36 protein-coding genes and 3 pseudogenes are annotated in these 26,464 nt (G+C 41.9%); 28 read left to right on the forward strand and 11 right to left on the reverse strand.

Annotated features, from left to right (window positions below; genetic code table 11):
• Window positions 1-82 precede the first annotated feature (82 nt).
• The 4 genes from V7L29_RS00865 to V7L29_RS00880 form a co-directional block, all read right to left on the reverse strand.
• Entirely contained in the window at window positions 83-613 is a 531-nt protein-coding gene (locus tag V7L29_RS00865) for a DUF3854 domain-containing protein (protein ID WP_334734227.1), read from the reverse strand.
• A gap of 478 nt (window positions 614-1,091) precedes the next feature.
• Window positions 1,092-1,376: a hypothetical protein gene (locus V7L29_RS00870; RefSeq protein ID WP_334734228.1), complete on the reverse strand. Its 285-nt coding sequence runs from the start codon at window positions 1,374-1,376 to the stop codon at window positions 1,092-1,094.
• Entirely contained in the window at window positions 1,373-1,558 is a 186-nt protein-coding gene (locus tag V7L29_RS00875; protein WP_334734229.1) for a hypothetical protein, read from the reverse strand. The genes V7L29_RS00870 and V7L29_RS00875 overlap by 4 nt, the downstream gene beginning before the upstream one ends.
• Window positions 1,559-1,906: 348 nt before the next feature.
• The gene (locus V7L29_RS00880) at window positions 1,907-2,095 is read right to left on the reverse strand and encodes a helix-turn-helix domain-containing protein (RefSeq protein WP_334734230.1); all 189 of its coding nucleotides are present in this window, start codon (window positions 2,093-2,095) and stop codon (window positions 1,907-1,909) included.
• On the opposite strand from V7L29_RS00880, the gene V7L29_RS00885 reads away from it, so the two are divergent.
• The 11 genes and pseudogenes from V7L29_RS00885 to V7L29_RS00940 all read left to right on the forward strand — a co-directional run bounded on the left by V7L29_RS00885 (window position 2,060) and on the right by V7L29_RS00940 (window position 9,281).
• Window positions 2,060-2,668, forward strand: a complete 609-nt coding sequence (locus V7L29_RS00885) for a hypothetical protein (protein ID WP_334734231.1) — start codon at window positions 2,060-2,062, stop codon at window positions 2,666-2,668. The genes V7L29_RS00880 and V7L29_RS00885 overlap by 36 nt on opposite strands.
• A gap of 293 nt (window positions 2,669-2,961) precedes the next feature.
• Complete coding sequence (locus V7L29_RS00890) at window positions 2,962-3,750, forward strand: PRC-barrel domain-containing protein (RefSeq protein ID WP_334734232.1); 789 nt, start codon at window positions 2,962-2,964, stop codon at window positions 3,748-3,750.
• Between the two features lie 590 nt (window positions 3,751-4,340).
• Window positions 4,341-4,469: a hypothetical protein gene (locus tag V7L29_RS00895; protein WP_334734233.1), complete on the forward strand. Its 129-nt coding sequence runs from the start codon at window positions 4,341-4,343 to the stop codon at window positions 4,467-4,469.
• A gap of 386 nt (window positions 4,470-4,855) precedes the next feature.
• A pseudogene (locus tag V7L29_RS00900) lies at window positions 4,856-5,077 on the forward strand (ISAzo13-like element transposase-related protein); the annotation flags it as partial.
• A gap of 556 nt (window positions 5,078-5,633) precedes the next feature.
• Complete coding sequence (locus V7L29_RS00905; protein ID WP_334734234.1) at window positions 5,634-5,807, forward strand: hypothetical protein; 174 nt, start codon at window positions 5,634-5,636, stop codon at window positions 5,805-5,807.
• 196 nt (window positions 5,808-6,003) lie between these two features.
• Complete coding sequence (locus tag V7L29_RS00910) at window positions 6,004-6,156, forward strand: hypothetical protein (protein WP_334734235.1); 153 nt, start codon at window positions 6,004-6,006, stop codon at window positions 6,154-6,156.
• A 9-nt stretch (window positions 6,157-6,165) separates the two neighbouring features.
• Window positions 6,166-7,092 carry a replicative DNA helicase gene (locus V7L29_RS00915; RefSeq protein WP_334734236.1) on the forward strand — a complete coding sequence of 309 codons (927 nt, stop codon included), beginning with the start codon at window positions 6,166-6,168 and terminating at the stop codon, window positions 7,090-7,092.
• 59 nt (window positions 7,093-7,151) lie between these two features.
• Entirely contained in the window at window positions 7,152-7,478 is a 327-nt protein-coding gene (locus tag V7L29_RS00920) for a hypothetical protein (RefSeq protein ID WP_334734261.1), read from the forward strand.
• A gap of 803 nt (window positions 7,479-8,281) precedes the next feature.
• Window positions 8,282-8,569, forward strand: a complete 288-nt coding sequence (locus tag V7L29_RS00930; RefSeq protein WP_334734237.1) for a DNA cytosine methyltransferase — start codon at window positions 8,282-8,284, stop codon at window positions 8,567-8,569.
• 39 nt (window positions 8,570-8,608) lie between these two features.
• On the forward strand, window positions 8,609-8,926 hold the full coding sequence (locus V7L29_RS00935; protein ID WP_334734238.1) for a hypothetical protein: 318 nt from the start codon (window positions 8,609-8,611) through the stop codon (window positions 8,924-8,926).
• Between the two features lie 64 nt (window positions 8,927-8,990).
• Window positions 8,991-9,281, forward strand: a complete 291-nt coding sequence (locus V7L29_RS00940; protein ID WP_334734239.1) for an HNH endonuclease — start codon at window positions 8,991-8,993, stop codon at window positions 9,279-9,281.
• Window positions 9,282-9,283: 2 nt separating this feature from the next.
• Here the strand turns inward: V7L29_RS00940 and V7L29_RS00945 are convergent, their stop codons facing one another.
• Entirely contained in the window at window positions 9,284-10,216 is a 933-nt protein-coding gene (locus tag V7L29_RS00945; protein ID WP_334734240.1) for a GIY-YIG nuclease family protein, read from the reverse strand.
• Between the two features lie 198 nt (window positions 10,217-10,414).
• On the opposite strand from V7L29_RS00945, the pseudogene V7L29_RS00950 reads away from it, so the two are divergent.
• Both V7L29_RS00950 and V7L29_RS00955 read left to right on the forward strand, forming a co-directional pair.
• Window positions 10,415-10,781: pseudogene (locus tag V7L29_RS00950) on the forward strand (class I SAM-dependent methyltransferase); the annotation flags it as partial.
• 180 nt (window positions 10,782-10,961) lie between these two features.
• Window positions 10,962-11,312, forward strand: a complete 351-nt coding sequence (locus V7L29_RS00955) for a hypothetical protein (protein ID WP_334734241.1) — start codon at window positions 10,962-10,964, stop codon at window positions 11,310-11,312.
• Between the two features lie 263 nt (window positions 11,313-11,575).
• Here the strand turns inward: V7L29_RS00955 and V7L29_RS00960 are convergent, their stop codons facing one another.
• A complete protein-coding gene (locus V7L29_RS00960) occupies window positions 11,576-12,079 on the reverse strand; it encodes a hypothetical protein (protein WP_334734242.1) in 504 nt (167 codons plus the stop codon).
• A gap of 425 nt (window positions 12,080-12,504) precedes the next feature.
• Between V7L29_RS00960 and V7L29_RS00965 the strand changes: the two genes are divergently transcribed.
• Window positions 12,505-12,771, forward strand: a complete 267-nt coding sequence (locus tag V7L29_RS00965; protein ID WP_334734243.1) for a hypothetical protein — start codon at window positions 12,505-12,507, stop codon at window positions 12,769-12,771.
• A gap of 202 nt (window positions 12,772-12,973) precedes the next feature.
• Here the strand turns inward: V7L29_RS00965 and V7L29_RS00970 are convergent, their stop codons facing one another.
• Window positions 12,974-14,236, reverse strand: coding sequence for a flavin monoamine oxidase family protein (locus V7L29_RS00970; protein ID WP_334734244.1), 1,263 nt, complete (start codon window positions 14,234-14,236; stop codon window positions 12,974-12,976).
• A 205-nt stretch (window positions 14,237-14,441) separates the two neighbouring features.
• On the opposite strand from V7L29_RS00970, the pseudogene V7L29_RS00975 reads away from it, so the two are divergent.
• The 5 genes and pseudogenes from V7L29_RS00975 to V7L29_RS00995 form a co-directional block, all read left to right on the forward strand.
• A pseudogene (locus V7L29_RS00975) lies at window positions 14,442-14,879 on the forward strand (transposase); the annotation flags it as partial.
• 425 nt (window positions 14,880-15,304) lie between these two features.
• Window positions 15,305-15,784 (forward strand): FAD-binding domain-containing protein, encoded by a 480-nt coding sequence (locus V7L29_RS00980; protein ID WP_334734245.1) that lies wholly within the window; start codon window positions 15,305-15,307, stop codon window positions 15,782-15,784.
• 224 nt (window positions 15,785-16,008) lie between these two features.
• Window positions 16,009-16,236, forward strand: a complete 228-nt coding sequence (locus V7L29_RS00985; RefSeq protein ID WP_334734246.1) for a hypothetical protein — start codon at window positions 16,009-16,011, stop codon at window positions 16,234-16,236.
• Between the two features lie 462 nt (window positions 16,237-16,698).
• On the forward strand, window positions 16,699-17,490 hold the full coding sequence (locus tag V7L29_RS00990; protein ID WP_334734247.1) for a PEP-CTERM sorting domain-containing protein: 792 nt from the start codon (window positions 16,699-16,701) through the stop codon (window positions 17,488-17,490).
• Between the two features lie 203 nt (window positions 17,491-17,693).
• Entirely contained in the window at window positions 17,694-18,029 is a 336-nt protein-coding gene (locus V7L29_RS00995) for a hypothetical protein (protein WP_334734248.1), read from the forward strand.
• A gap of 83 nt (window positions 18,030-18,112) precedes the next feature.
• On the opposite strand, the gene V7L29_RS01000 is transcribed toward V7L29_RS00995, so the two are convergent.
• Window positions 18,113-18,253: a ChaB family protein gene (locus V7L29_RS01000; protein WP_334734249.1), complete on the reverse strand. Its 141-nt coding sequence runs from the start codon at window positions 18,251-18,253 to the stop codon at window positions 18,113-18,115.
• A 136-nt stretch (window positions 18,254-18,389) separates the two neighbouring features.
• Between V7L29_RS01000 and V7L29_RS01005 the strand changes: the two genes are divergently transcribed.
• Complete coding sequence (locus V7L29_RS01005; protein ID WP_334734250.1) at window positions 18,390-18,602, forward strand: hypothetical protein; 213 nt, start codon at window positions 18,390-18,392, stop codon at window positions 18,600-18,602.
• 140 nt (window positions 18,603-18,742) lie between these two features.
• Window positions 18,743-19,051, forward strand: a complete 309-nt coding sequence (locus V7L29_RS01010) for a hypothetical protein (RefSeq protein ID WP_334734251.1) — start codon at window positions 18,743-18,745, stop codon at window positions 19,049-19,051.
• Between the two features lie 11 nt (window positions 19,052-19,062).
• Here the strand turns inward: V7L29_RS01010 and V7L29_RS01015 are convergent, their stop codons facing one another.
• Both V7L29_RS01015 and V7L29_RS01020 read right to left on the reverse strand, forming a co-directional pair.
• Window positions 19,063-19,332 carry a hypothetical protein gene (locus tag V7L29_RS01015; protein WP_334734252.1) on the reverse strand — a complete coding sequence of 90 codons (270 nt, stop codon included), beginning with the start codon at window positions 19,330-19,332 and terminating at the stop codon, window positions 19,063-19,065.
• A 288-nt stretch (window positions 19,333-19,620) separates the two neighbouring features.
• Window positions 19,621-20,229, reverse strand: coding sequence for a class I SAM-dependent methyltransferase (locus V7L29_RS01020; protein ID WP_334734253.1), 609 nt, complete (start codon window positions 20,227-20,229; stop codon window positions 19,621-19,623).
• Between the two features lie 462 nt (window positions 20,230-20,691).
• On the opposite strand from V7L29_RS01020, the gene V7L29_RS01025 reads away from it, so the two are divergent.
• Window positions 20,692-20,820 (forward strand): hypothetical protein, encoded by a 129-nt coding sequence (locus V7L29_RS01025; protein ID WP_334734254.1) that lies wholly within the window; start codon window positions 20,692-20,694, stop codon window positions 20,818-20,820.
• Window positions 20,821-20,925: 105 nt separating this feature from the next.
• Window positions 20,926-21,822 carry a S1/P1 nuclease gene (locus V7L29_RS01030; protein WP_334734255.1) on the forward strand — a complete coding sequence of 299 codons (897 nt, stop codon included), beginning with the start codon at window positions 20,926-20,928 and terminating at the stop codon, window positions 21,820-21,822.
• 112 nt (window positions 21,823-21,934) lie between these two features.
• Here V7L29_RS01030 and V7L29_RS01035 read toward each other — a convergent pair whose 3' ends face one another.
• Window positions 21,935-22,267: a winged helix-turn-helix transcriptional regulator gene (locus V7L29_RS01035; RefSeq protein ID WP_442944108.1), complete on the reverse strand. Its 333-nt coding sequence runs from the start codon at window positions 22,265-22,267 to the stop codon at window positions 21,935-21,937.
• Window positions 22,268-22,395: 128 nt separating this feature from the next.
• Between V7L29_RS01035 and V7L29_RS01040 the strand changes: the two genes are divergently transcribed.
• The 5 genes from V7L29_RS01040 (at window position 22,396) to V7L29_RS01060 (ending at window position 26,446) form a co-directional block, all read left to right on the forward strand.
• The gene (locus V7L29_RS01040; RefSeq protein WP_334693483.1) at window positions 22,396-23,217 is read left to right on the forward strand and encodes an MIP/aquaporin family protein; all 822 of its coding nucleotides are present in this window, start codon (window positions 22,396-22,398) and stop codon (window positions 23,215-23,217) included.
• Window positions 23,218-23,252: 35 nt separating this feature from the next.
• A complete protein-coding gene (locus tag V7L29_RS01045; protein ID WP_334734257.1) occupies window positions 23,253-24,044 on the forward strand; it encodes a glucose 1-dehydrogenase in 792 nt (263 codons plus the stop codon).
• A gap of 4 nt (window positions 24,045-24,048) precedes the next feature.
• Window positions 24,049-24,447: a nuclear transport factor 2 family protein gene (locus V7L29_RS01050; protein ID WP_334734258.1), complete on the forward strand. Its 399-nt coding sequence runs from the start codon at window positions 24,049-24,051 to the stop codon at window positions 24,445-24,447.
• 212 nt (window positions 24,448-24,659) lie between these two features.
• Window positions 24,660-25,406, forward strand: a complete 747-nt coding sequence (locus V7L29_RS01055) for a glucose 1-dehydrogenase (RefSeq protein WP_334693486.1) — start codon at window positions 24,660-24,662, stop codon at window positions 25,404-25,406.
• 365 nt (window positions 25,407-25,771) lie between these two features.
• Window positions 25,772-26,446, forward strand: coding sequence for an NADPH-dependent F420 reductase (locus tag V7L29_RS01060; RefSeq protein WP_334693487.1), 675 nt, complete (start codon window positions 25,772-25,774; stop codon window positions 26,444-26,446).
• The last annotated feature ends 18 nt before the right edge of the window (window positions 26,447-26,464 follow it).

Genomic DNA, 26,464 nt, shown 5'->3' on the forward strand with positions numbered 1-26,464 from the left:
AAATGCAAAAACAACTCCCTTGAGAGCAAGTTTTTCAATCAATTCTGGTAAAGCTTTAATTTCGTTGCTTTTGGCATCAACTTCACAAGGTTCCATCGTTAAGGTTAAGGGCATTGGAGTAGATGCTATCAAGTTTGTCACGGCCACAAGCCGCCAAAATATCATCAATCCCTTTGCCCAATGCCGAATGCCAAGTCATGACCTTGACTTCACAACCACGCGAAGATAAAAGCTTGGCAGTTTTAGCGATCGCGTGGTTGACATCTCTAACCGTGGTGCGCTTCACATCGGCATCGAAGCAAAAATAAATTCGCCTACCTTGTTGAGCAAATACGGCTAACTGTGGGATAAGATATGGAGCGCCGCTAATCTCGCCATATTCGTTTTTAGGTTGCCTGTACCCACCTCTTACCCCTGGCAGTGCGATCGCAACATAGCCACAGCTGAGAATTGCTGCTGCTTTTTTTGCACCTTCAGTCAAAATAACTGGAATTTGTGTATTACTTTTAACCCAATCCCAAAACGCACTATGGGATAAGTTTTCGTAATTTTCGGGTAATGGCACATCATAGCGCCTTGCCAGCAATGCCCAAATTCTAGAGGGTATACGCAATAAAAATGCTTCTGTAACAACCCCTTCAGGCTGTATGTACTTTCGTTGGCTTATTTTTCTTTGGGTCGATAGGTGGCTTGTTTGGCTTCAGACACCCCCACTCGCTATCTCTCCCTGTCAGAATGTCAATGCCCGAAACATATAAACCGCCCTCGTCTACAGTACTGGTAGCGATTAAGAACACTTGCCGCTAATCTTCCTGTATTCAGGCGTGGCAAATCAGGAGAAATCATTAGGAGATCACACGCTTCCCGCCCCACTGTACGCCAGTTTAAAGCGGCGATCTCTTGATCAATGGCACTACTAACGGGACTTAAACATTTTTTCGGGATAAACAAGCCTCAAACCCTTGCAGGGTAAGGGAAATACACCAAATGCTCAAAAATAGCCCAAACCCAGATATATCAATCAACTAAGCCTAACGATGTCAAAGTCTTTCTGTATATAAATTTGAGGCGATTTTTTGGGTGTTTTTTGTCTAAGTCCCACTAACAGTTAATTCCTGCCAATGTTTAGGATCAATCTGCTGAAGTTGACTATAAGATTGCCCAAGCTCAACAACTGCTAGTTGATCATCCTGTGGCTTAGTTAAAATGGTATCGTTTTTTATACCTGTAGTTTGCTGAGTACTTGATGTAATATGCTGGTATTCTTTGAGGCTAGTAGCATATTTTCGTGATGCAAGTCTTGATATTCTGCAAATTTTTCTGACTTGTTGTCGCCGGGAGAGTTTAAAGAGTGTGATTTTTGAAAAACCTTTCATGAATCACCCCCGCCACGCTGAAGTCGGGTTAGTCTAGCGATTTCCCGATCGCTCAACTCTAAAAGTCCTTTTTTGCAAGCTATGCGCTTGAGAAAATTTTGATCAGACTCAGATAATCTTCCATCTTCCAAAAGCCAAGCGATTTCTAGCTTTACCCAAGGTGGCATCACCGCGATCGCCACGTAGTATCACCAATCCTGTCACCTATAAAAGCTTCGTAAACTTGTCTTAACTCCCTGTCTACTGGTCTTTGTAAAGTGCATACCACTTTCTCACCTCTTGCATCAAAAATTTGCAAATTTTCGCAGTAAAACTGCTGTTTTTTGACACCAAATTAATGTTTCACGCATTAAGCTAGGTTTTTGCGGTAAAACTATTGATTATTAAGCTTGATAAATGCTGCCAAGAATCAAAATTTTCCTTTTACTTGTAGTAATTGCAAGTAAAAGGTTTTGGTGCAAAAACTATCTGATTAAATTAAAAACCCCCTAACCAGTAAGGGGCAATGATTAAAGTTTATAAGTCTGGAATTAAAAAGCTATTGGTGGGGGCGGCTCAATTCCTGCATCTTTCAAAACTCCCAGAAGTTGCACAACCCTCACTGCTAGCTCTCTGGGTGTAGCTTTGTTTCGATGCCATTGTGAAACCACTCTAGGACTTGTCCCCATTGCGATCGCAGCTTCTTGCTGAGTTGGATAACTAGCGATCGCATTAAGCACATCAATACAATAATTTTTGAAGTATTAGGTGAACCGACTGATGGATGGCAACACCAGGCATTAGAGCAATATAAAAATGGTGATGCCAAGGCGGTAAAAAGAACTTATGCCAGTCATCTCAGAGATTTTTACTGCAAATGTTTGGGATTTTTAGTGAGCGCTACAAGCACGAATCCCAATCTAAGCAAGATTTTGTCCGCCGCAGCTAATGCCGCCGCCGACTATGCACAGGTGAAAACCTTAGATAAAATCAGTGATGGCAATGCGATCGCTTTTGAATCTGATGATCCACTGGGCAATGCAACGGAATCTATTCTAAGATTTCTCATACCCAAAACTGAAGATCACCGATTGGCACTAGCTGCAAAAACAAATTATGAGGCTCTAAAAGAGCTTGAGGGCAAAAACTCAAAGGATCATTTAATCAAAGCTTTGCTCTATTTGTCCAAAGCCACTCCAGACTCCCCCGCATTGTTCACAATTATTGCTGAAGCTGGGGGAACGACGGCACTATATGTGAGAAGCCTGGAGCATCAAAAAATCACGGATGCGATCACTTCTGCTCTAAACTGATTTCTCAGAGTCAAAGGCGATCCAGAGTGCGATCGCATTTCAAATACGCCGGATTTCACCTAACTGGGGATTGATGCTTCGGTATTGTCAAAGCAAAGATTTAGAGAGTAATGCTTTATGTCTAGCTATCTAGAATCAAAATCTCATCCTTCAGAGAGGCAGCAAACTAGCAGCTTGCTGCGATCATTGGGCTGGAGTAGATTTTGGATAATAATCCCTTAAATCTTTCCAGATGATTAGTTCCACCTCAGTCTATGAATCGAAGCCATAAAGAACGGAGGACAAAAGACATTATGTCTCTTCATAAAATCGAAGATTTTGATGCCAATTATCATCAACAGAATTCTCAGGAGTATCTGAGGGGGTTTGACCTTTACTCCAAAGACGAAAAAGTTGGCTCTGCTGACGACCTTTTGGTTGATGATGATGGCCACATTCGTTATCTGGTGATAAACACAGGCATCTGGATTTTTGGCAAAAAAGTTTTGCTGCCAATCGGATGCTCCCAGGTAGACTATGATACCCACCGCGTCTATGCAGTCAACCTCACTAAAGCCCAGGTAGAAGCGCTACCTGAATTTACGGATGGTATGACTGTTGATTTTGATTATGAACATCGGGTTAGACAAGTCTATCGTCCTTCATCTTCATTTAGTGTCTTTGACTCTTCTGGGGTTGGATACGCCGGGTATGGAACTGATCCTCCCGCCCGTACCGATACTCCCACCTCTTCCGGGGTTGGATACGCCGGATATGGAACTGACCCTCCTGCCCGTACCGATACTCCCACCTCTTCCGGGGTTGGATACGCCGGATATGGAACTGACCCTCCTGCCCCTCCCTATGTTCCTACCTCTTATGGGGTCGGGTATGAAGGATATGAAAATGCCCTGCCAACTCCGGGTAGGGCACTCTCACCTGATACTGATCACAGCGCTGCTGTTGACCACTGCGATTCCTACACATATCAGCAAGATCCCTCCTTATATGAGATGAACGATCAAAATCATCAACGGCTGAAACTGTATGAAGAACGGCTAGTGGCAAATAGAAAACAGCACAATTTCGGACGAACGCTATAATATTCTGCTCACAGCAAATCTATCGTGTACCGCTCGGTTTTCTTCCATCAGCAATTACAGCAAGGTATTTCCATAATAGTCATTTACTATGGCTATATTTATTATGCTGTAAAATACCCAAAACCTATATAAGGTAGGTTTTAGGATTTATAAAGATAAAATTTTATATCCTATTTTTAGACTAATTTAATTTTAGGACGGGTCTAATGAGGGAAGAAATCAGTTTCTTAGAGTCAAAGGCGATTTAGCTGGACTGTGATCGCAGTTTGAGAGTGCGTTGCTTGCTGCCGCAGGCATCGCTTTTTATTATCAGCAATCGCATTTGCTATTAACTAAAATCACTGCTAGGGATTGAAACGATACTGACGAGTTCCAATCCCAGGAAAAGTACACTGGTGATATGCCAAAAATCCAAGAGTGCGATCGCTTCGTCCATTGAAATGTCTCACACGTGACACATTTGATTCCCCTTTAGTTTCTGTCCCATTGCAGGGAAGAGGAAAGGCGACCAGAGCGATCGCCTTTGAGTTTGATTTCAGTTGTTGAGTCTACCAAAGGGCGGATACACGAGAATTTAAGGCGGAAAAGGTATGCAAAAAAGCGATCGCGTCTACCCTCAGCATCTAATTGGTGTAGCTGTCGAGCTACTGCAAAAGAGTGATATTGATTGGAGTCGGGTAAAGAATGCAGAAAACTTGAGACAACAGCTTAAACTCTAATCAAATTATATCTTAATACTATAAAGGTCTAATAGTATAAAGGTGTTTTGGAGCGTAGCTTGCCGCTGATATTTAGCAATTACACGTTTTGGCTCATACGTGGAATCGGCGATTGAAATTAGTGCAAATAGGTTGCTTTTTAGGCATTCTACTTTCAGTGATGTGACCAGATGCCGTACTGCCATGATTCGATAATTACGTAACACTTTGCAACCTAGCAATCAGCTGTTGCCGCTCAATTGGTTTTAACTGTATTGCCATCTGTATCAATTCATTCACCCCTAAATTCAACGGCAGACTTTGGCAAAGCTGGTCACAAGGGGCAAATAAGGGACTTCAAAAAAATAAAACATCCCATCTAAAATAATGATAATCATTTTAAGAGGGGAAAAAGCCGGGCTAAGGTCGAAGCTGATGACCATGATTATCATCCTAAAACAACCGTAACTCCTTATGGGATATTTCTTCCAGAGGAGGATGAACTTTTTTTATATTTTACCGAATCGAAAGTAACAAGCGATTTTATAGTTGATGTTTTAGAAGATTTTTGGATGAGTGAGAAACATCGTTTTTCTGAGGTTGAAACATTGCTTATCAATCAAGATAATTGAAAAAAATTGAGCGTTTGACTAATTCTAAAAACGAATTGTTTCCCAATCTAGGTAATTGGTTTATTGATATTAATTTTGCCAAAACATAAGTTATAAATAGGAATTTACAACTTTGTAATCTTAAATGAACATAATTCACTTTGTCACTTGCTCCCGTGAGTGTAGACTTTTCATGGCTAAAATGGGGGAAGAAAGCGGCAGCCAACGGCTGCCGCTTTCTTCCCCCAATAATGATTATCATTGTTGATTAACTGCCCAAAGATTAATTCTTTGGGACAATTTATTCTTTGGAAGTCCCTAAGGAAAGCGATTTATTAAATCCTCTCGTCTGATAACAGCCCGGAAATTTATCAGACACAACAGCCTTTAGCAATTCTAGCGGCGAATGAATCTCTGTCAGCAGCCGAACTAGCTGGTCAGATTGTGGAATACTGCCAGCCTTGGGAAAAGTGGTTAGAAAGGCGATCACAAGAAAAATTATCTCTCAAAGATGCGGCCAAGATAGCGCTGGTGATAATGACTTATGAGCAAGAGCCACAAAGAAGTGTAGAGCTTGGTACGCTTCGGGTACGGTGTACTCAAGCGCGGGTTCCGTCGCAAAGATAAAGAATATATCCGCGTCCTGCCAGAGTGGACAATTGACCAGATGGGCGTTCTGGAAGCGGAGTTAGAAGATTTTCGCCCGGATGTGGTGATAGTGGATAGTTTGCGGCGGATATTTAATTAAGCTATTAGGTTAATCTGATCAATCTGATAGTTGATTTGATTATATACAGACAAAATAGCCCCGACAAGTTGCATCTTATCGGGGTGTTCTTTCAAAGCTGTTGAAATAATATGACAATTCAATGTTTTTCTCAAACGTCCTTTAACGGATATTTGAGCATCCTCTTTGTGCCAGATGCAACTAGGGGGATGCAGAAGTGACAGAGCAACATTACCGAATGACATTAAGCGATGCGATCGCACTCTACGAATCCAACGACCTTACAGCCAAAGGTGCATTAAAGATTTGGGTGCGGATTAAATTTAAAGAAAACTGGTCTGCATTTATTGATACAAAAGAAGTATGTTAAGTCTTTGATATGAAGCGCTCGACTTTCTGGGAAGCCCTTTCTACATTAGAGGAAGAGGGAGAAATCGAATTATCTGAACCAACCCCCCTCAATGAAATCTTGGTAAATGCCTACTCCAGCATTGAAGAAAAAAGTATGGGTATATCACCATCTGGGGTTACAACTGGATTTTATGACCTAGATGCAATGATAGTCGGATTTAAGCCGGGAAAACTCATAACAATTGCCGGACGCCCAGCAATGGGAAAGTCATCATTTTTAGGCAATTTAGCCTTTAATATCTCCGAACTCGAAAAGCTACCAACTATTATTTTTAGCCTTGAAATGAGCAAAGAAGAATGGGGAGATAGATTTTTATCCCAAGATGCAAGAATTGATTCAAGCTATTTGCAACAGGGGAAGATTACTAAACACCAGTGGGAACCTTTAGCACAATCAATCGGTAGGTTGAGCGATTTGCCTATTTATATCGATGATTCAGCCGTGATAACTGTCAATTCAATTCGTTCAAAAGTTAAGCGAATTGTTGCAGAATACGGTCGCATTGGTATGGTTGGTATTGATTATTTGCAATTGATGGAAGGGACGGATGGTGATAGCTACAACCTCGCTTTGAAAATCGGAAAAATCACCAGACAGTTAAAGCAATTAGCACGTGAGTGCAACACAACTGTTATCATGTTGTCACAGTTGAATCGTGGTGTAGAGAGCCGTAATATTAAGCGTCCTATGATGTCAGATTTGCGCGAATCAGGGCGAATTGAAGAAGATTCGGATTTAGTACTGCTCCTTTACCGAGATGAATATTATTTTCCCGATACTGTCGATAGAGGTCTTGCAGAGGTAATTATCGCCAAAAATAGGGGCGGCCCAACAGGGATGATAAAACTGCTGTTTGAATCACAGTTTACTCAGTTCAAAAATTTGGCACGTTAGCAAAAATGGTCTTGAACAGTGGGAGGCAGTGAATAAAGATTATTTAGTGGGTAAAAAAGATGAGTAAGTATTGTGTAGGCGATTTCATTATTGCTCCTGGTAGATGCTTGGGAACGATATCGAGCGTACATAAGAAAGAAGTTACTATTCTTTGGAAAGATAACGGGTTATCTGCTAAATATACATTTAGCCAAATCAAAGGTTTTAATTATCAGCACATTTCAAAGGATAGTCAATTTAAAATTGGCAAACGCTGTGAAATTGCTGTTCATAAAAAGTATTCAGGTGAGAGAGGTTATTTATCCCACATTCCGCACCTGAAACTGTCACAGAGAGAAAATACGGAGAGAAAAAACCCAAGTGAGAATAAAAACCAACATATTTAGTGAAAAAAGACATTTGGGTAACAGTAAATCACCAAAAATAGCATCAAAACTTATTCTCAATAAGGAGCGATAAGAACTGATGCACAGAGATGACTCTGACATAAATAAATGAAGATGTTCAAGACGTAAATCATAAATTAGACTAATAAATTAAAGCAAAAAATCTAAATTATTGACATAAAAAAATAGAGCTATTAATCAAAGAAATTAGCTCATGCTCCTGGGGAGATGAAATTAATAGATAGAGGAATTACGTGGCTAATTGATAGTAACCTAAACAATCATCTGGTAAAAGACTCAAGATAAAACCTCTTTCTTGATTCCAATTAGAGACGTGTTTTCCCTGGTTAAATTCAACTAAATGAATACACTATACTACTTCTTCTCATTAAGTTTCTTAACTTTTTCATCAAAATTAGTTTTTATGTACTACTGTATCAGCTTTTTGTTGATGTATGACAGTTAGGGTGCGGAAGGTGGGATTTATCTGGTTATCACACAGATGATAGTCCTGAGTTTTGGGTTAAATTAGATAATTCTGATTTGCAGATTAGGGTATTTCCTGATGAAGTTAAATTCTTAGAGGATGATTATAACCCTAAAAATGGACGTTTTCAGCTAGGCGATCGCTTTCAATCTAAATGGGATAAAAGCACAATTTGCACATTAATCAAAATTAGGAATGGCGGAAAGAAGCCCTATACAATTCACTGGGAAAACGGGCCCAAAGTTCATTGTGATGAGTCTTGGCTATTAAGCATGAAATTCTTAGAGGATGAGAAGACACAGGAGGAGATCGCATCATGCAACTCACACAACTTGACCTCTGCTCAGGAGTCGGTTTTTGTTATGCAGGACTCAAGCACGGATTTAAACTTATCGGAACCGCAGAGATTGACGAATACTGTAGCGGTATCCTTAAATTGCGATATCCCGACATACACAACTACGGAAACGTGCGAGATATGCCAAGACTTGCAAGACACAGACTTGGCTACTATATGCACCCAGGAAGAATCCACATTGTTACAGCTTCCCCACCCTGCCCCCCATTCTCCACAGAAGGGGCAACGCAGGGGAAGCGCAGATGAGCGAGTTGTTTCCCCCCTATCCTTCAAACCATTGGAGAATTGCAACCCAAATTTGCAGCCATTGAAAACGTTACAGGTTTGCTCACTTGTCCCTACAGAAAAGGAGATGAGCGCGGTTACTTCCGGTACATTTTACAGCAGCTTTCCTCCGGCGGGTACGATGCGGACTGGCTTACTATCGGAAGCGGACACTGTACCGCTCCTTCATTAGAGAGCGGGTATTGCTGGTTGCCGTCTCCAGGAGCCTTGAGCTTCAGTGGCAAGGGGCGGCCACCTGGACAGACCAAGCAAGAGGGTGGACCCCCAGTTTCAGTTTCAACAGAGGAAAAAGGGCGATGGCGTACCCGCCCACCGTAGGTGATCGCGTGCAGAATGTATTGAGTAATAGCTATCCTATTAAATAGGGTTTTAGCTTTAACAGGTGTATAACAACCAACCACAGCAATGTGAACTATGCCAAAGAGAGATGGAGAATTTAACTGTCCATCACTTAGTTCCGCGACAAAATACCAAACGCAAAAAACAAGACCCAGGCCCAACAGCAAATATCTGTTCTGCCTGCCATCGTCAAATTCATGCGTTGTTTGACAACAAGTTACTTGCAAGAGTTCTCAATACTCTAGAAAAACTCAGTAATGAGCCGCAAATGCAAAAATTCTTGGTGTGGGTAAGAAAGCAAGACCCCGGCAAACGGATTGCAGTCCATCGATAAACCTACACAGCAACTTGAATCAAGCTAGTATTCTCCTCAAGAATATCTATTTCATCTTGAGATAGTATTTTAGGTTGCATTTGTTGCAGGTTGCACAGCACGATTGTGATATCCTCAGCATTAAAATTATAGTACTCAGTTAAACTCCCAATGGGATAATTAAAGTCACGATAGCAGTGTTTAAAATACAGTTCAATATTCCCCCTATGCTCCCAAGTTCCTAATACTTTAACAGCAACACTCGAATAATGAGCAAGTAAATCAATTTTTACTTCTGCTACTCGCTTGAGAACGGGTCTTTGGGTTACTCCTATCTTGTACAGAATATCTTTGTCTGTTTGAATCTCTAAAAAATACAATGTACAAGATAAAATACGTTGAAGTTGAGCGCGGTAGAGTTTTAAATCTGTAAACCGATATGCCAAATCTGGAGTATTTTTGTGTTTGGCGTGTTCAAAAGCTAGCTCTAGCTTCAGCAGCTTTTTAAGTAAGAGCGGCGACTGTACATCGTTGAATCGTGTTAACTCCAGCGCTCCTACAGGAATTTTACCCAAATCAGTAAATTCATATTCTGGCGGGGCTAAGTATACGTTTTTTCTCAACATCCCTGCTTTTATTAACCCAGGAGTAACTAAGTAGGAACTAATAGGGTAATTTTTGGCTCCGTATTCCTTCCAGAGTAATTTTAACTGTGCTAAATCCTTGCTTGATAGTTGAATGTTGAAATTATCATAGAGAGGCAGAGTAGGAAATTCTCGGTTAGCTACTCTTCGACAAGTTTCTCCGTGATGAGCAAAATGATGTTCTTTTACCTTGCCTTTTTTTGCAGTTAACTCACCATTACAGTAAGGACACTTAAGTGAAGTCTTACCTCTTGTGATATCTTCAATACATATCAATATACCTTCTTCATTTACACCATATTTTAGCCACATTGCCACACCATGATTTAGAAGTTGAATTTGCTCTTACCAGTGTGCTTCAACTTTTTAAAAATGTATCTATCTTCTGGAGTAGGTAATGTTGGGTTAAAAATGTAAGTGTAATAGAGTGAAGCGTAGGCATCGCTTTTCCTCATCTACAATACTTAGGGATTCCGAAGTTTTGCACAATTGTTAGTAATGTCAGTTTTTATGTTTGAACAACAACCTGAAGATTTACGATTTTATGTTAAACAGTTAGCCACAGAAGCTTTACAAAAATCAGAACCATCGGCATGGTTTGAAGTGTTATATACTGAAGCTAAAGGTGATACAGCAAAAATTCCTTGGGCAAAGTTAGCTCCTCATCCTTATCTACAAGATTGGTTGACGAATCATGAACCATTTCCCTCACAGCAAAAGGCGCTAGTCATTGGTTGCGGCTTGGGAGATGATGCCGAAGCTTTAGCTCCAAAGAGGGTTTGAAGTAACTGCTTTTGATATTTCACCGACAGCGAGCGCTTGGTGTCAAGAGCGATTTCCAGATTCGACTGTCAACTATGTAGTTGCAGATTTGTTGGGAGCATCCCAATTTTGCAAATTTACCAAAATGATGAGTTGTCATTGCGAATGAAGCGTTCGCCCTTGGCGTTCCTGAAGGGTAGCGGAATGAAGCAATCGCAAAGTCTAGATACTGCGATTGCTTCTCTACGAGACGCTCCGCGAACGCTCCATTTCATTACGCTCGCAATGACAAAAGATGTTTTTACACATTTGGGATGCTCCCGATTTGTTAGCAATTCCCCCACAATGGCATCAAGCTTTTGATTTTGTTTTTGAATGTCGTAATATTCAAGCTTTACCGTTGAATGTACGTTCTTGGGTTATTTCTTCAGTTACCTCTGTTGTTGCTCTCGGTGGCACACTTTTGCTGATTACTCATGTTCGAGATACAGAAGCTGAACCCTCTAGTCCACCTTGGCCATTATCAGACTCGGAACTCAAACAGTTTGAAAGTTTGGGATTACAACAAGCAGAAAAACTCATGTTTTTAGAATCTGAGCTTTTTGACGTTAAGCAAGTGCGGATTGAATATCAAAAGCATAAATAATTCTTTGACAGGTGTATTGCCTTTCACTTCTTTTGGATAATCTACTGGTTTGTAACTCCCAGCGATCGCCTTGGAAAACAACCGCGCCTGCTGCACAAATATGGTTATCTATCAAAAAAGCAAGAAATACTTTCATCTGGTCTATCTGAATATCTTCTTTTTTCTGATTTCAGATATACTCTCAAATTTTTCCCTCGTCACTTCCGAGGGTGAATACAAAGTATCCTCTAGCCTAGAAACTTTTTTGACAAAATTCCCCACCCCTACCATCTTCGATGGTGGCCCCATCCGTGGAACCCTCCGCCAAATCCAAAGTGGAACCCTCTTCCAAATCCGAAGTTGATGCCATAAGTAGGATAGGGCGACACATAGATGGGATAAGGGTTGTAGATGTAAGCAGGAGAAGGCGCTACGGTGTAATAACCATCTTCATTACAAACCTGAGTAGTATGTTGCACAATTGTTCTACGTACAACATTCTCTTGCCCAGCATAAGGTAGATTCAAATAACCATCCTGAAAACCACGAGCGAATTCACCTCCCGCAGTCCGAGGTTTATAAGCAACTCTTTCCCGAGCGCTTTGTTCTCCTTCTCGAAAACCATTTGCATAAGCATGGGCGTGGTCAGCCGCCGATTCTTTGAGTACCCTATTGTCAGTAACAGGATGACAGTAAACAACCCTATCAGCTTTAGCGGCTTGGGGAAAAAGTAAAGACGTTGAGCCAGCGATTAAGCTGAATAAAGCAACAACAACTATTTTCTTCACAGCCCTTAACCTCATTTTATGCTTAATGCTCTAAGCTCTTTAACTTTAATTATAGAACCTGAATTATTAGGTGACATGAGCCAAAAATTATAAATCCCCTGTCAACACCCCTGTTTTTAGGTTAGGGGATTCTAGCCTAAAGTTTTAGGAATACCACGGCGCAATAGTTTATTTATTCTCCGGCAAGTTCCCGCGCAATGACCACACCTCAACCGCAATAATATTTTCTGTCATTGTCGTGCTTGCGGTTATGAGTGGATGGATTCAGCATTTGATGTTACTTGTATTCAATGCAGTCGCAAAGATGTAGAAAGTATTTCATCTTGGTAGTTTCCCGATGACTAAATCGAAATGCTTATTGAATAGTGCGATGGCGAGGCGAGTAGAGTTTGGATGTTGTTGTTTTGGAAATATAAGCGATCGGCTTGACTATCAAGATGGTGGGTTGTGTTGTTACAATAATACAGCCAAACGTAAACGGCACTGGGCTTTATCGTGGAGGTGCATATCTTCCAGTACTGTTTGAGCAGGATAATGCTCATGTTGCATTTTTGACTTATAGCGCTAGTCCTCAAGAGGTCGAGCAAGTTATAAGTTTATTTGAAGAAATTGCCATTGAGCAGTTTTGGCATCCGGGCGATGAATTGCGTGCCTATCTTGTAAGATGTCTGTCGAATCCTTCGCAGAGATGATGAAAGCACGGGCGCAAAAGTCGGAGACTTATAAGCGTATTGTAGAACAAATATATCGTTAGGAATAATCTCTCATGTAGGGGCAAAACTTGTAAGTGATGGCTAAAACTCAGCCATAGCAAGGATTCGATCTGAGTATATATTCCTTGGCTTTTAAATGTTTGCTGTAATGAACTGTAAAAAAGTGTGAAAAATCTGCGTTTCATGTAATCACGAAAGCTGAAATTTGCGCTGCTGCTCGTTGTCCACTGCGAATGGCTCCCTCCATATAGCCACAATATTCAACGGAAGCGGTATGTTCTCCTGCAAAAATGACTCGTCCAGCAAAGTACGGTAAGTCACAACGCCAGCTTTTCAAGTCTCTAGGAGCGAAGTAGCAGTAAGATCCCTGTGACCAGGGATCAGTACTCCAGTCATGAGTTGCAGTTGCGATCGCTTTGTGAGCATTTGGGTAAAGCGCGGATACTGTTTGTTGTGCTAACTCAACGGAGTGTCCAGCAACATTTCGGCTAGGTGTCCCACTACTCGTACAAGCAAGAATTCCCGCTTCACCTGTCTGAGTTGCGGTAGATTCCCAGACCGTTTGATAAGGTGTTTCTCCCACAACTAACCCAAAACTGGATTGCTGCCAGAAACGGTTGGAGTACTGAAGTAAAGTCTTAACCGATGTCCCATAGGGCAAGTGGGCGATCGCCTCTCGTTGTGGCTCTGTAAGCGAAACTTCAATAGACAAATGGCGCAAAACACTCCAGGGAATTGTGATAACAATCCAGTCGGTAAATACTTCAACCTGTCCCTGAACCGTTTCTAAACTCACCGCAAGGGTTTGTTCTTGCTGCCCAATCCGCCGAACTGGGGTGTTAAGATGGATGCGATCGCCCAAAAAGTCAGCAAATGCGGTTGCAAGTTGAGTACTGCCACCTTGAATTCGCAGATTGCGATCGCCAGAAGTACCACTATAAGCAAAAAAGCCAACTCCAATTGCCTCTGGATCGGCAGCATACATTCCATAGGATTGCTGACGAACAACTTTGCAGGCAAAGGGAGCAATCGAGTGTGCAGTCAGCCACTGAGCTAATGTTTGGGCAGGATCGGCAAGCTGTGACAATAATTGGTCTAACTGCTGATACACATCATCTAATTCCGCAAGTTGTTGAGACAAGAGCGTTTTTTGAGTAGAGAAATTACCATCAATGTAATAGCAGAGGTCGTTCGGAAACTTAAAGGCAGGCTCAAACATGAGGTTGAATTGAGTCGCATAAGATATCAGTGCTGTATGGTTATCATCGACAAACTCTGCACCCAATTCGCCATGCTGTTCTGCTCCAAAAAAGACCGTTTGGACTCGCCCTCCAACTCGCTCGCGGGCTTCAAACAGTTGCACATCAAAGCCAGCAAGAGTGAGTTCATAAGCAGCCGTCAGTCCTGCCAACCCAGCCCCAACTACAATTACTCGTTTGCTCATAGGTTGTCATTATCTTGCTGTATATGATCGCCCAAACGGATTTTAGCAGGGTATGAGGGAGAAGGTGTGATGGTGTACCCGCCCTTACATGTGGCGATCGCTCCTCTTTTGCTCTAAGAACTAGACTAGTTCCCGGCGCGAAACCCAAAAGCCTTACAGTGATTGAGAAAACTGAAAATATACTCAATCACAAGGCAGACTATAGGTGTTACGGAAAAAATATCACATTGATCGGGAGTTCAACATTATCTTGCACCTTTTTGGTGAAATGGATGAGCAAATGACTCAAATTGACCATCTGCTCTGTGATGACAGGCTGCTTGAGTTAATGTCAGCAGACTTTTCAAAACGTTATCCACTCTCCAGCAAGACGGGAAGAAAATCAACTCCTGTAGAGATGATATTGAGGATGTTAACTTTAAAACACTTGCGCGGCTTAAGTTCCGAGAAAACAATTAAAAATATCAAAGAAAGTTTAATTTTAAGGCAGTTTTGTCGAATATATTTTCATCCTCTGCCAAATCAAAGCACACTGCTACGTTGGGCGAATACTTTGAGTGAAAAAACGTTGTCACAAATTAATCAAAGATTAACTCAAATTGCCACCCAATTACAAATAACTCAGGGGAGAAAGATGAGGACTATTATGAGTATATGTTTAATTTCTCAGACTAAGAATATTAACTAAATTGATATTTTGTTTTCTGAAAAACCTGCTTCATCGATATTAATTTATTTCTTCCAATATTGGAATATCCCCAATTTTTGGTTTGCTGCTATTATCACTCTCCATGTTATCTTTTCTGTTCAAGCTTTAATAATACTTTTGCTTTATTCTGTCTTTAGTTTCGCACCGGGAACTAGTCTAAACTCCAGACTAATATCAACACTCCATCACTTTCTCTAAACGTACCTCAAATTACATTTGATGAACTCAAACAAAAGTATTCAGCCTTTTGTCAGACAGAACAGGTATATTTTCTTGGTGGAGAAACACAGGCACAAGCTACATTAAATTCATTTCTTAAAAGTAGATTTAATGGTTATCATTGGAAACTTTCTCGCCCAATGCTCTCACAGCTTGGGGCAACATCTCATCTATCACCACACCTAACTTTTGGGACTATTTCAACTCGCACTGTTTACCAAAGTACTAAAGCTAGAGCAGAAGAATTAAAAACTCAACCCAAGGCAGAATTCTCCCTCAAAGCATTTCAAGACCGTTTGCGCTGGCATGATAGTTTTACACAACGTCTTTATTTTTATCCAGAAATAGCTTACAAAAACCGTTATCCAGAATTTGATGAATGGTATACATCCCTAGATCTACCATCACAAAAACAAGAACTGTTTCAGGCATGGCTTGAAGGGTTAACAGGCTTTCCCCTGGTAGATGCCAGTATGCGACAACTAAAAACTATGGGTTGGATGAACTTTCGCATGAGGGCAATGTGCGCCATGTTTTTAACTATCAACTGCGGTATTTCCTGGCATCACAAAGATAGACAGTACAAAGAATTCAAGGAATTAGAGGCAGAACTAGAGTAGTTAAGATGAAGGATAGCAATCGCAGCTAGTTCTAGGGTAAAGTCAGTCAAGAGCGTAGTTTACCGCCGTAGGCATCGCCTCAACAAATAGGAACCCTGGTAATAGTTGCGTTTCTCGCCGTCATTACATTCTTAAACTTTCTCAAACCCAAACCAGCCCAGCCAACTATTGATTGCTACGGGCAACCGAGCAGCTGCGTTGACCCGGAGCAAATTCAATCACTGATGGAATGGTTGTTTGCTAGCTTAATGGCGGCTGGATATGAAGGAAAGTCGCACATTATTTGGTACGACAGCGATAACCCAGATTCCAGCCTGGAGCAAAAAGTTAAAAAAGTTGTGCGCTCTGGTGAGCCAATCTTTTTGTATCGTTGTGGTGGTAGGGTGTCGTCGCCGCCTACTGGGTATTACTGGCGGATGATGAACGAACATCCATGCGATCGCTACCGTTGAATTTTTAGCGGCGACTTGCAAAACTAGCTTGAGGAATTCTATAGATATTAATCATTATGACTACCAAATCCATATATATATACAGACAAATTTTAGTTCTGTAGGATACCGCTCAAGAGCGATCGCATCTAAAGATAGTAGAGCAGTGAAAGCAAGGTTAATGCCAATATACGGCTTATATCTTACCAGGCAAGGATTTTAGGACTTGTCTGTACACCGTAGGCTTGCTCTTAGGGGAGACGAAGCGTAGCTTTGGCTTTTTGGGGTTCTTCGGGTTTAATAAGTAATCAAGCGGACATGATCTCAATTTAAAAAGGTAAAAAATAGTTTAATTAATCTAAGTATAAATCCTGAAAAAACACAATAAACTTTATCGAAAAATCACTGAATTAAATGTGTAAAATCATACCAATCTTATAGATTAATGCTTAAGATAGATTTACACAAAATCAATACAGTGATATGAAAAAACTTCTGGGTGCTTTAATAGTTTCTAGTTTGGCAGGATTAGGAGCATTCTCTACCGTTAACAAAGCTCAGGCAGCATCTCTAACAATCGATCCTACATACACCTTTTTGAGAACCTACGCTGACACAACTTATTACAATAATGTGAATACTATTGCTGGTAACACTAAAGCCATATCCCTAGCAGATTTGGGTTTGACTAGTGGCGACTTCATCAGCCTGAATATTTCTGGTATATTTAACACGAGTGTTTGGAGTCCAGATCAAAGGAGCGACATGATAGGGGTGTTCAGTACTTCAGATCAGCTTCTTGATGCATCTTCTGAAAAACGTGTGGTTGGTGCTGTAGACCTCAATAAGCAAGATGCTAATCAATATGGCTACACTCAGAACACCTGGACTTCTCGTACTTTATTTGATTCTAGCGCCTCCCCAGGCTCTAGTTTTGATAGTGCCAAAAATGCTTATATGTGCAGTGGTGCAAACCTGAGTGACCCGACCAGAACCTGCGGTCAACAAACATTATTTGATGGTGTCTTTGGTATCTTCGGTGAGACGACACTTAAGATTCCCACCACAGCGAAGTTTTTGTTCCTGGCTGTAAACGATAATTTCTATAGTGACAATACTGGAAAGATGTTGGTAGACATTGACAAAACAGGAACTGTGGGTAATCAGGTTTCAGTCCCAGAACCTAATACTATTCTTGGTGTGCTGGCAACGATCGCACTAGCATTTAAAATCAAACGCAAGCAACAAACTGCTAAAGCTACAGTTCACTGTTGACGGTTACTAGAAAACTTTGGCTATTCGGTGTCGCCTCACCCTAAAAAATTCAAGCGAGTCAAAGTTGCACGCTTTAAGCGATTGCACTCCTGAAATTCTTACAGGAAAAATTGCCTTTGGTGCGATGGCGTACCCGCCCTTACATGTGGCGTTAGCGGAGCTTATCGTAGATATCGCTTGCTTCAAAGCAGTACACTGGTACTATGAAAATTCCCCAGTGCGTAGGCATAGCCCGCCTTTGGCATCGCTGCCTTCTCTACTCACATAATCCTCACCTCGTCTGTGCCGTTCACCTTGATGGGCTACAGGGGAATAGTTGTTTGGACTTTCGAGAAGACCCCGACATTGAACCAGCAGAACTGTGGCAACCGGAGGGGGCAACCTACTACAACGGCGAACTAATTTTGCAACTGCAACAGCACTGGACAAGAGAAGAACAGTTACAGCTGCTAGATACGCATCCTTTATTTACTGGCAAATGCCCTCAGTGCGGGTATGAGTTTAACCGGGATTACACAGCTCGGAATGCGGGTGGATGAATGATTCGGTGTAGTAGAATTTACTCTGCTTTTTTGTGCCAATGATCATCTGAACCTTTTTCGTAGTCACGTTTAACTGCTGCTCAGGCAACTTTAAATGCTGTCTCTTCTTCGCCATATTCAGAGAGCGCATTGTTAAACGCAGCCAAGAATATTTCCGCCGCGTGCTTGGGTAGATGCTTTTTCACGGAGTCTGGTAAATCCGCTATATCTTGATAGGGCATACATTTTTACTCTAACTGTTAGTTATCACCTCACTAGCTTTTATTGCTATTAACGCTCTTTCATCTGCCAAGAGTGATAAATACAACTCATACTGTGGTCAAGTGAAGAGAGGATAATCAAAAGCGATCGCTGTTGGTGACTTATACAAGCGAGGAAATCCATCACAATCAGGCGATCGCCACCGGAAAGGGCGGGTACGCCATCGCACTCGTGGAAGGAATTAAAGCAGTTACCAGTTATTACAGGAAAGAGTTGGAGATAAATCAGTTACCAGTTATTAGTTACCAGTTACCAAAAAGAATCCGACTGTTCACTGGTCACTGGTCACTGTTCACTAGTCACTGTTGAAGTCGGGGACTTCAAAGAGCTTAGAAATACATCATTGATAACTGATAACTGGTCACTGGTCACTGTTAAAGTATTCCGGAGCTTATCGCCTACTTTCCTCTAAGAAAAAAGAAAATGGAGAGGCGATCACACCCCCTAATTTGGGAACCCTGGTAATAGTTGCGTTTCTCGCCGTCATTCCATTCTTAAGCTTCCTCAAACCCAAACCAGCCCAGCCAACAATTGATAGCTACGGGCAACAAGCCTGCGGTGTCCCTCAAGAGCGATCGCCTTTCATAAAATCAAGCGTTCACGTAGTATCTCGCAGAGAGGAAAAATTGCACACTTTTGTCGTGATCGCAACAGAGAGGGCAAAACGCGATGCTAAGGGCGGGCGTAGCCATCGCACCTACAAAGTAAAATCCCCACACTCAAAGCAGGGACTCAGGATTACTCTAAGCAGCTATTAATATAAGGTCAATTAAGCTTTCGGTTGCTGCCATAGGGCCAGCTTCAAAACAGAGCAGTAGCAAGCCCCATCACTGATTTGGTGTTCGTGTTCAGCTATCCAATCAGAAATTTGTGCAGCCACTGCTAATGCCACCTGTTCACAGCGATAAAGCTTCGGGCTAGGGCAGAAAGCTTTACCATTGATGTGTACGGCGGCAATCTGCCAATAGTCGCTGCCTTCACCCTCTGGCATCACTTCTAAAAACCCGCTACTTTTTGGCGAGATTATTCCTATGTTCATTTGCAAGCCCGAACTCTAAAAACAGAGTACAACATCGAATTGCAGCAATTCAAGCCAGGAAATCAATAGGGTAAAGGGGCGATCACCTGGTCGTGTAGCGGTTACGCCATCGCTTGGGTGAACTGAATAAACTGGTGCTATACGGAAAATTTCCAACTGCGTAGGCTTTTTGAACCGTAGGCTCAGGGTTTGGGCAATCCCAATGCACACGATTAGTATAATATTTGTCAAAGAATGTAGCACACTCAGGATAATTGCCAGTGAACATTGGATACCAATCAATGAGTTCTAACTTTGCTTTTCTAGAATGCACAAGAGTGCTTTGGGGAGTGGATCGAGTGTCCCATGATAGACTGTTTGTTTAGCCGAACGCAGATAAAATCGCTCTGTAAATATCTGCTGAATCTCCTCTGGGGTAAAGCGGTAAGGACCTTGTTCTCCTGTTTCCAGATGACTGAAGCATTTCAACAACAGGTAGTACTTAGGCTTTAATAAGTTCGCGACTGTTTGCACATAAGTCCCTCTGCTTTGGGGTGGCAGAACATGGAAGCACCCTCTGTCTAAAATCAAATCGAAAGATTTTTCCAGACGACTGTTGAGAATGTCATCTTGCTGAAACGAAATTTCTAATCCCTTCTGGTTTGCTTTTGCTGCTGCCTGGCGAATGGCCGTCTCTGACAAATCTGTCGCCATCACCTGAAATCCTCGTTGGGCTAGCGCGAACGCTTGGGTTCCCGGTCCTGTTCCCAAATCCAGTACCGAACCATTCCTCAGTTCAAGGTTGAGGAGAGCTTCCTCGACATCCGCATCTAAGCTGGGATTGAACCAAGGCATGGTTTCAACGGGTTTTTCCTGATAGAGCGCTTCCCAGTTCGGAAATTCTCGTCCAGTCATCATTAGTTACCTTTTCTGCTTATATTAACTTTTTCTTCATTAGTCGTGTCTGCAACTTTCTAGGAGTTATGCGGGAGCAATGCGATTTTGTGAGGTGTGAGACAAAAAATGTGATCGCTAAAACAATACTTCACCAATTTACGAGGCTGAGTTGATGTATTGATGTATTAACGTTCTGTTCTCAAAGGTTTGGCAAAAACAATAAGCCCTAAAAATTCCTTCAAGGTTTCCCGCAAGCATTTTTTAACGTATTGCCCGCGGTATCAAGAGTTTGAGCTTTCAAGCTACCTTGTATGCCTTACGCTTATGTATGAGTCATTTTGCCATTTTTGCCAAAATTTTTGTAGGCTCGCATTTTGGCAAAGGTATTGTTGTATACATGATTTTAACTCGAATTTACTTGATACGGGGCTGACTCGTGCTAAGAGGCTGGCGATTATTATTGGCAGCAAGAAGGCGATAAGTATGTGCGTTCGTTCTACAAAATCGCAGGAGCGATATACCCGATTGCAACAGAGGCTACAAGCAGCGATCACCTACGGTGGGCGGGTACGCCATCGCATCCCAGTCAACAAAATAAAATCCCCACACTAATGGTAGGGACTATGGCTTACTCTGTATTTTCTGACAAAGAATTTTATGCTGAAGTTACATTCTTTCGCTAAATTTTGTTTATTGACAGCATTATCAACAATCCTGATGTGGCAGTACCCGGCTTTTGCTTGGAATAAAACTGGCCACATGGTATCAGGAGCGATCGCCTACAGTGAACTCAAGCAGAATCATCAACAAGTCATCGATAAAATTGCCGCGATTTTAAGAGAACACCCTGAGTACTCTAAATTTGAGCAGCAGTGGAATTCTCTCAATCAGTCTAATACTTCTTCTGAAAATAAAAATTTGTACTTGTTTATGTGGGCTGCAAAATGGCCAGATGAAGCCCGCACTAACCAAACATTTAATCACCCAACTTGGCACTATATCAATTTTCCTTATCAACCAGGCAGTTCTTCAAACTCAAACAAGCGTGAAATTCCAGGTGAAGAAAATATTATATTTGCTTTTCAAAAAAATCTTGATATTGTTCAAAGTAATGCTTCCAACAGCGAAAAAGCAGTTGCAATATGCTGGCTATTCCATCTAGTAGGAGATGTGCATCAGCCATTGCATACTACCAAATTAATAACTAACCAGTATAAAGAACCAGAAGGTGATGGAGGTGGTACACGTTTTTATATTAGAGTTAACCCAAATAGTCAAACAATCAGTTTGCATAAATTCTGGGATGACCTCATACTAGGCTCAGAAAACTTTCAAACTGTTCGCAACACCGCAACCAAGATAAGAGCTTCCTATCAACGTAGTAAATTGCCAGAATTAAGAGAAACTAAATTTAATAATTGGGCAAAATTAGAGAGTTTTACAATAGCAAAACAAAAAGTATATTTGAATGGGAAACTTTCTGGCAGCAGTGACAAGAATAATGGAAAGCTTTTACCGCAAAATTATGCTGCTAGCGCTAAACCTATTGCCGAACGTCAAATGAGTTTGGCAGGCTACCGTCTAGCTGATGTGCTTGCCGAAGCTGTTCGGTAAGAGATAAAAGATATACAATCTCTTTTGTTCTCCACCTACATGATGTGGGTAGTTTTTGATTTTACTAGAGCGATCGCCCTTAAAGCTTATTACCAATTTAAGAAACACTCTTTTATGGCTGAGGTAGTTTGTCTCGATGGATATGCGCCCACTCGCACATTGCCTCAACAATCGGCATTAAACTTTCACCTAGAGGCGTTAATGAGTAGTCTACGCGGGGTGGCACTTGAGCAAAAACCTCTCGGTTAACAAGTCCGTCTTGCTCCATTTGTCTTAGTTGCTGGGTTAATACACGACGGGAAATACCTGTAATTGCTTGAGAAAGCTGGGAAGAACGCTTCACTCCCCGCGCCAGATGCCACAAGATTATAATTTTCCAACGTCCCTCGATGAACTTTAGTGTCAGTTCCGCAGGACAAGTGGGTTCAGGCGGTTCATAGTATATACGTCTGTTTCAGTTCCTATGTTACTTTTTTGTCCCTACTTTAATGAAACGAATATACATGCTAATTGTGAATAGAGCAAAATAATTTAAATTAATGGCAGTTTTCACTAATACATCCAAAGTGAATCATGGTTGCTCTCATTCGCTGGAGACAATTGCATTGGGCAGAGTATGCAGCAGAACTTTTAGGAACCGCCCTGCTGGTTTTTGTAGGTTTGAGTGCTGTCGTTTTCAACTTTAGTGCCGGCTTGCCAATGGAACAATGGATTCCTAGTCCCAGTTCTCGTCTACTATTGACCGGGTTGATGTTTGCAGGTACGGGATCGTTGATTGCTATCTCACCGTTAGGCAAACTTAGCGGGGCGCACATCAATCCTGCTTTGTCACTCGCGTTTTGGGTACGTGGAAAAATGCACCGTATAGATTTTGTAGGATATGTCTTTGGGCAGTTTCTTGGTGCGATTTTAGGAGCCACAGTTTTAATTGGTGTTTGGAAAGAATACGCTACCAACCTTAAAAACGGCATGACGTTACCAAGCAATAGCTATTCCCTTGGCGTTGTCTTCTTTGCGGAAGTTAGCATGACCTTCTTGCTTGTTTTCGCGATTTTTATTTTCCTCAGTCAGCATCGGCTACTACGGTGGACACCTTTAATGACATGGCTGTTGGTGGCAACAATGGTTTGGTTAGAATCACCAATTTCTGGTACGAGTCTCAATCCTGCCCGTAGCTTTGGCCCTGCATTCGTTAGCGGTAATTGGCAGGATCAATGGATTTATGGCATTGCCCCTTCATTAGGCTCCTTACTTGCAGTAGGAGCCTTTAATTTTTTAAAGATGATTGGGGCACACAAGCAAGATATTTTGACCTGCAAGCTGTTTCATGTACCTCATTACCGCAGTATTTTCAAGAACGTCAGCGCACCTTGCCGCAAAGAATCTTATTCATAAATTCAAGCAATTTTCAACTGTAAAAGGAGAACTCGATGAAACTTAATGGAAAAGTGGCGTTGGTAACGGGCAGTAGTCAAGGGATCGGACAAGCGATCGCTATCCGCCTAGCTCAAGATGGAGCTAGTGTAGTGATTAACTACCGCTCTCATCCAGAAGGGGCGCAGGAAACATTAAAGCAAGTGCAGGCCGCTGGCGGCAAATGTCACATGGCGCAATCTAATGTAGATGCAACAATTCAAGCTGATCTAGGACAAGTTAGTGAAGTTCAACGATTAATTAGTGAAAGTATTGATCGCTTCGGCCAAGTAGACATTCTCGTGAACAATGCTGGACTGGAAAAACGAGCAGACTTTTGGGACGTGAGTGAAGAAGACTACGACAAAGTGACAGATGTCAATTTGAAAGGTGTGTTCTTTGCTGCTCAAGCTTTTGTGAAGCATCTCAAGCAAACAAACCGTCCTGGCAAAATCATTAACATTAGCTCAGTTCACGAAGAACTGCCATTTCCCCATTTCACTTCATATTGCGTCAGCAAAGGCGGCGTTAAGATGATGATGCGAAATTTGGCAGTGGAGTTAGGCCCATTAGGAATCACAATTAATAATGTTGCTCCAGGGGCGATCGTCACTCCAATTAACAAAAATTTACTCGAAGATAAAGAAAAACTCAACGCCCTGGTAAAAAATATTCCGCTAGGACGCTTAGGCAAACCAGAGGATGTCTCAAACTTAGTGGCATTCTTAGCTTCATCCGATGCCGATTACATTACAGGTTCCACCTTTTTTGTTGACGGTGGCTTGCTGTGGAACTATCAGGAACAATAAGCCTGTGAAAACTGACAAGCTGAGAATTAATCAACTTTCACCCCAGAACTACGAATGGTATCTCGCTTATTTACAAGCTATAGATACTAAAAACGTTGAACTGTATAGCAGCTTTCTTGCAGAGGATTGCGTTATGCTCTCCAACAATCATCCTCCTGTTCAAGGAAAAGAAGTGATTGTCCAGTTTCTCTCGAATTACTGGACGACATTTGATAGCTTGGAACACGACTTACTGAACATTTACGGCAGCGATTTGTTTTTTGTTCTAGAAGCCTTAAACCATTACAAACGCCAAGATGGAGAGGCTATAACCCTGCGAGCAGTCGCCTTCACCGATCGCAATCAAGCAGGTTCAGTAACTTCCGTCAGATTTTACACAGATACAACAGAACTGTTCTCGTAATCCCGGCGTTTAAAGAAAGTAGGGGGCAGGGAAGAATAACTACTGGCAACTGACGACTAACTGCTAACTCAGCACTCAGCACTTTTTAAACAGGAGAGCCGATGTCATCGCATTTGTTGTTAGTGAAAAATGCCGCATTCCTTACAGGACAGACTTTTCAAGCAGGCGGTGGCTACGTTTAAAAATAGTAGTTCAACACTGTACAAAACCTTATGAATCAAGAATTTACCGGGAAAGTTGTAATTGTTACTGGTGCTTCGCGTGGAATTGGACAAGCGATCGCCACACGTTTGGGCAAAGAAGGTGCATTGGTTGTCGTCAACTACGCTAGTAGCGAAGAAGGTGCTACAGCAACTGTGGCAGCGATAAAATCTGCTGCTGGAAGCGCGATCGCATTGCAAGCCGATGTCAGTAATGCTAAGGATGTCCAACGTTTATTTGAGCAAACGATAAGTGAATTTGGACGAGTGGATGCACTAATCAACAATGCTGGGTGGAAATCAGAAGACGCGCCGATTGCTAAAACTACAGACAGCGACTTCGACAAAATGCTTGCGGTAAATGTTCGCAGTACATTTCTGTGTTCGCGAGAAGCCGAAAAGTACCTGCAACCAGGCGGACGCATTATTAACTTTTCCTCGGTTGTCACCCGTCTCAATCGACCTGATGCAGCGGTTTATGCGGCTGCAAAAGCGGCAATTGAAAAATTTACCTACATTCATGCTAAAGAATTATCAAGTCGTCAAATTACAGTCAACGCGATCGCGCCTGGAGCCACAGACACCGCTAAGATGCGACAAGGCAAAACTCAAGACGATATTCAATCTATTATCGACAATACTCCCATGAAGCGCCTGGGAAATCCAGAAGATATTGCGGATACTGTGGTTTTTTTACTTAGTCAACAAGGTGGTTGGATTAATGGACAAACGATCCACTGTAACGGTGGTCTTGGCTGAATCTTGAGAGAATAAAGCATGAATCATGGCGAAACTGTACAAACATTATTTGATTGCGAAAATTACTACCTTTTGGGAGAGGAGGGGGGCAGGGAAAATTAGAGACTCATTAATGAAGCTCAAAGACTCATTCACGAGTATTAAAGACTCGTCCACGAGTATCAAAGACTCATTCACGAGTATTAAAGACTCGTCCACGAGTATCAAAGACTCGTTCACGAGTATTAAAGACTCATTCACGAGTATTAAAGACTCGTCCACGAGTATCAAAGACTCATTCACGAGTATCAAAGACTCATTCACGAGTATCAAAGACTCGTCCACGAAATTTGGTTATTTACTGATGAATTAGAAAACTCAATCCTATGAAAATTGGCATTATTGGCTCAGGTAATATGGGCAGGTCGGTAGGAATTCTTTGGGCACAACGGGGACACGAGGTTTTCTTTGGTTCCCGTGAGGCAGCGAAAACAAAAGCGATTGCAGAACTTGCGGGACACGGTGCCAAGGGGGGCACAAATGATGAAGCAGCAGCGTTTGCAGACGTAATTTTTTATGGCGTGCGGGAGTTACCCTCTAAGGTTTTTTCTTCAATCGATGTGCTGGCAAACAAAATACTGATTGATTGTAATAATTCACCCATTCCTGAAGAGTTTGCTTTTGAACCAATTGCAGAATCAATTGCTGAAAAGTTTGCCGCTGATGTACCAAATGCCCATTTAGTCAAAGCCTTTAACACCTTTGCTCAAGAAGTGTTTGAACTCAGTCCAGACCCACTTAAGCAATATCAAGTTTCGTGCTTTGTATGCAGCGATAACGAGCAGGCAAAGCAGACTGTGATCGGCTTAATAACAGATATCGGCTTCAACCCTGTTGATTGTGGCGAATTGCATCGTGCGCGCATGGTTGAAGGCTTGGGCGACTTTATCCGATTTATGATTATTGGTAGAAAACTTGGCTCTTATGCAACAATTTCAGTTCATCAACTTCCAGAAGCCAAGGAACAACGCTTAGGCGGACGTAAACCAGGATACGCTTGAAGCGACTGAAAAAAGCCT

The sequence above is a fragment of the Nostoc sp. genome, assembly GCF_036916575.1.
Classification (GTDB): Bacteria; Cyanobacteriota; Cyanobacteriia; order Cyanobacteriales; family Nostocaceae; genus Nostoc.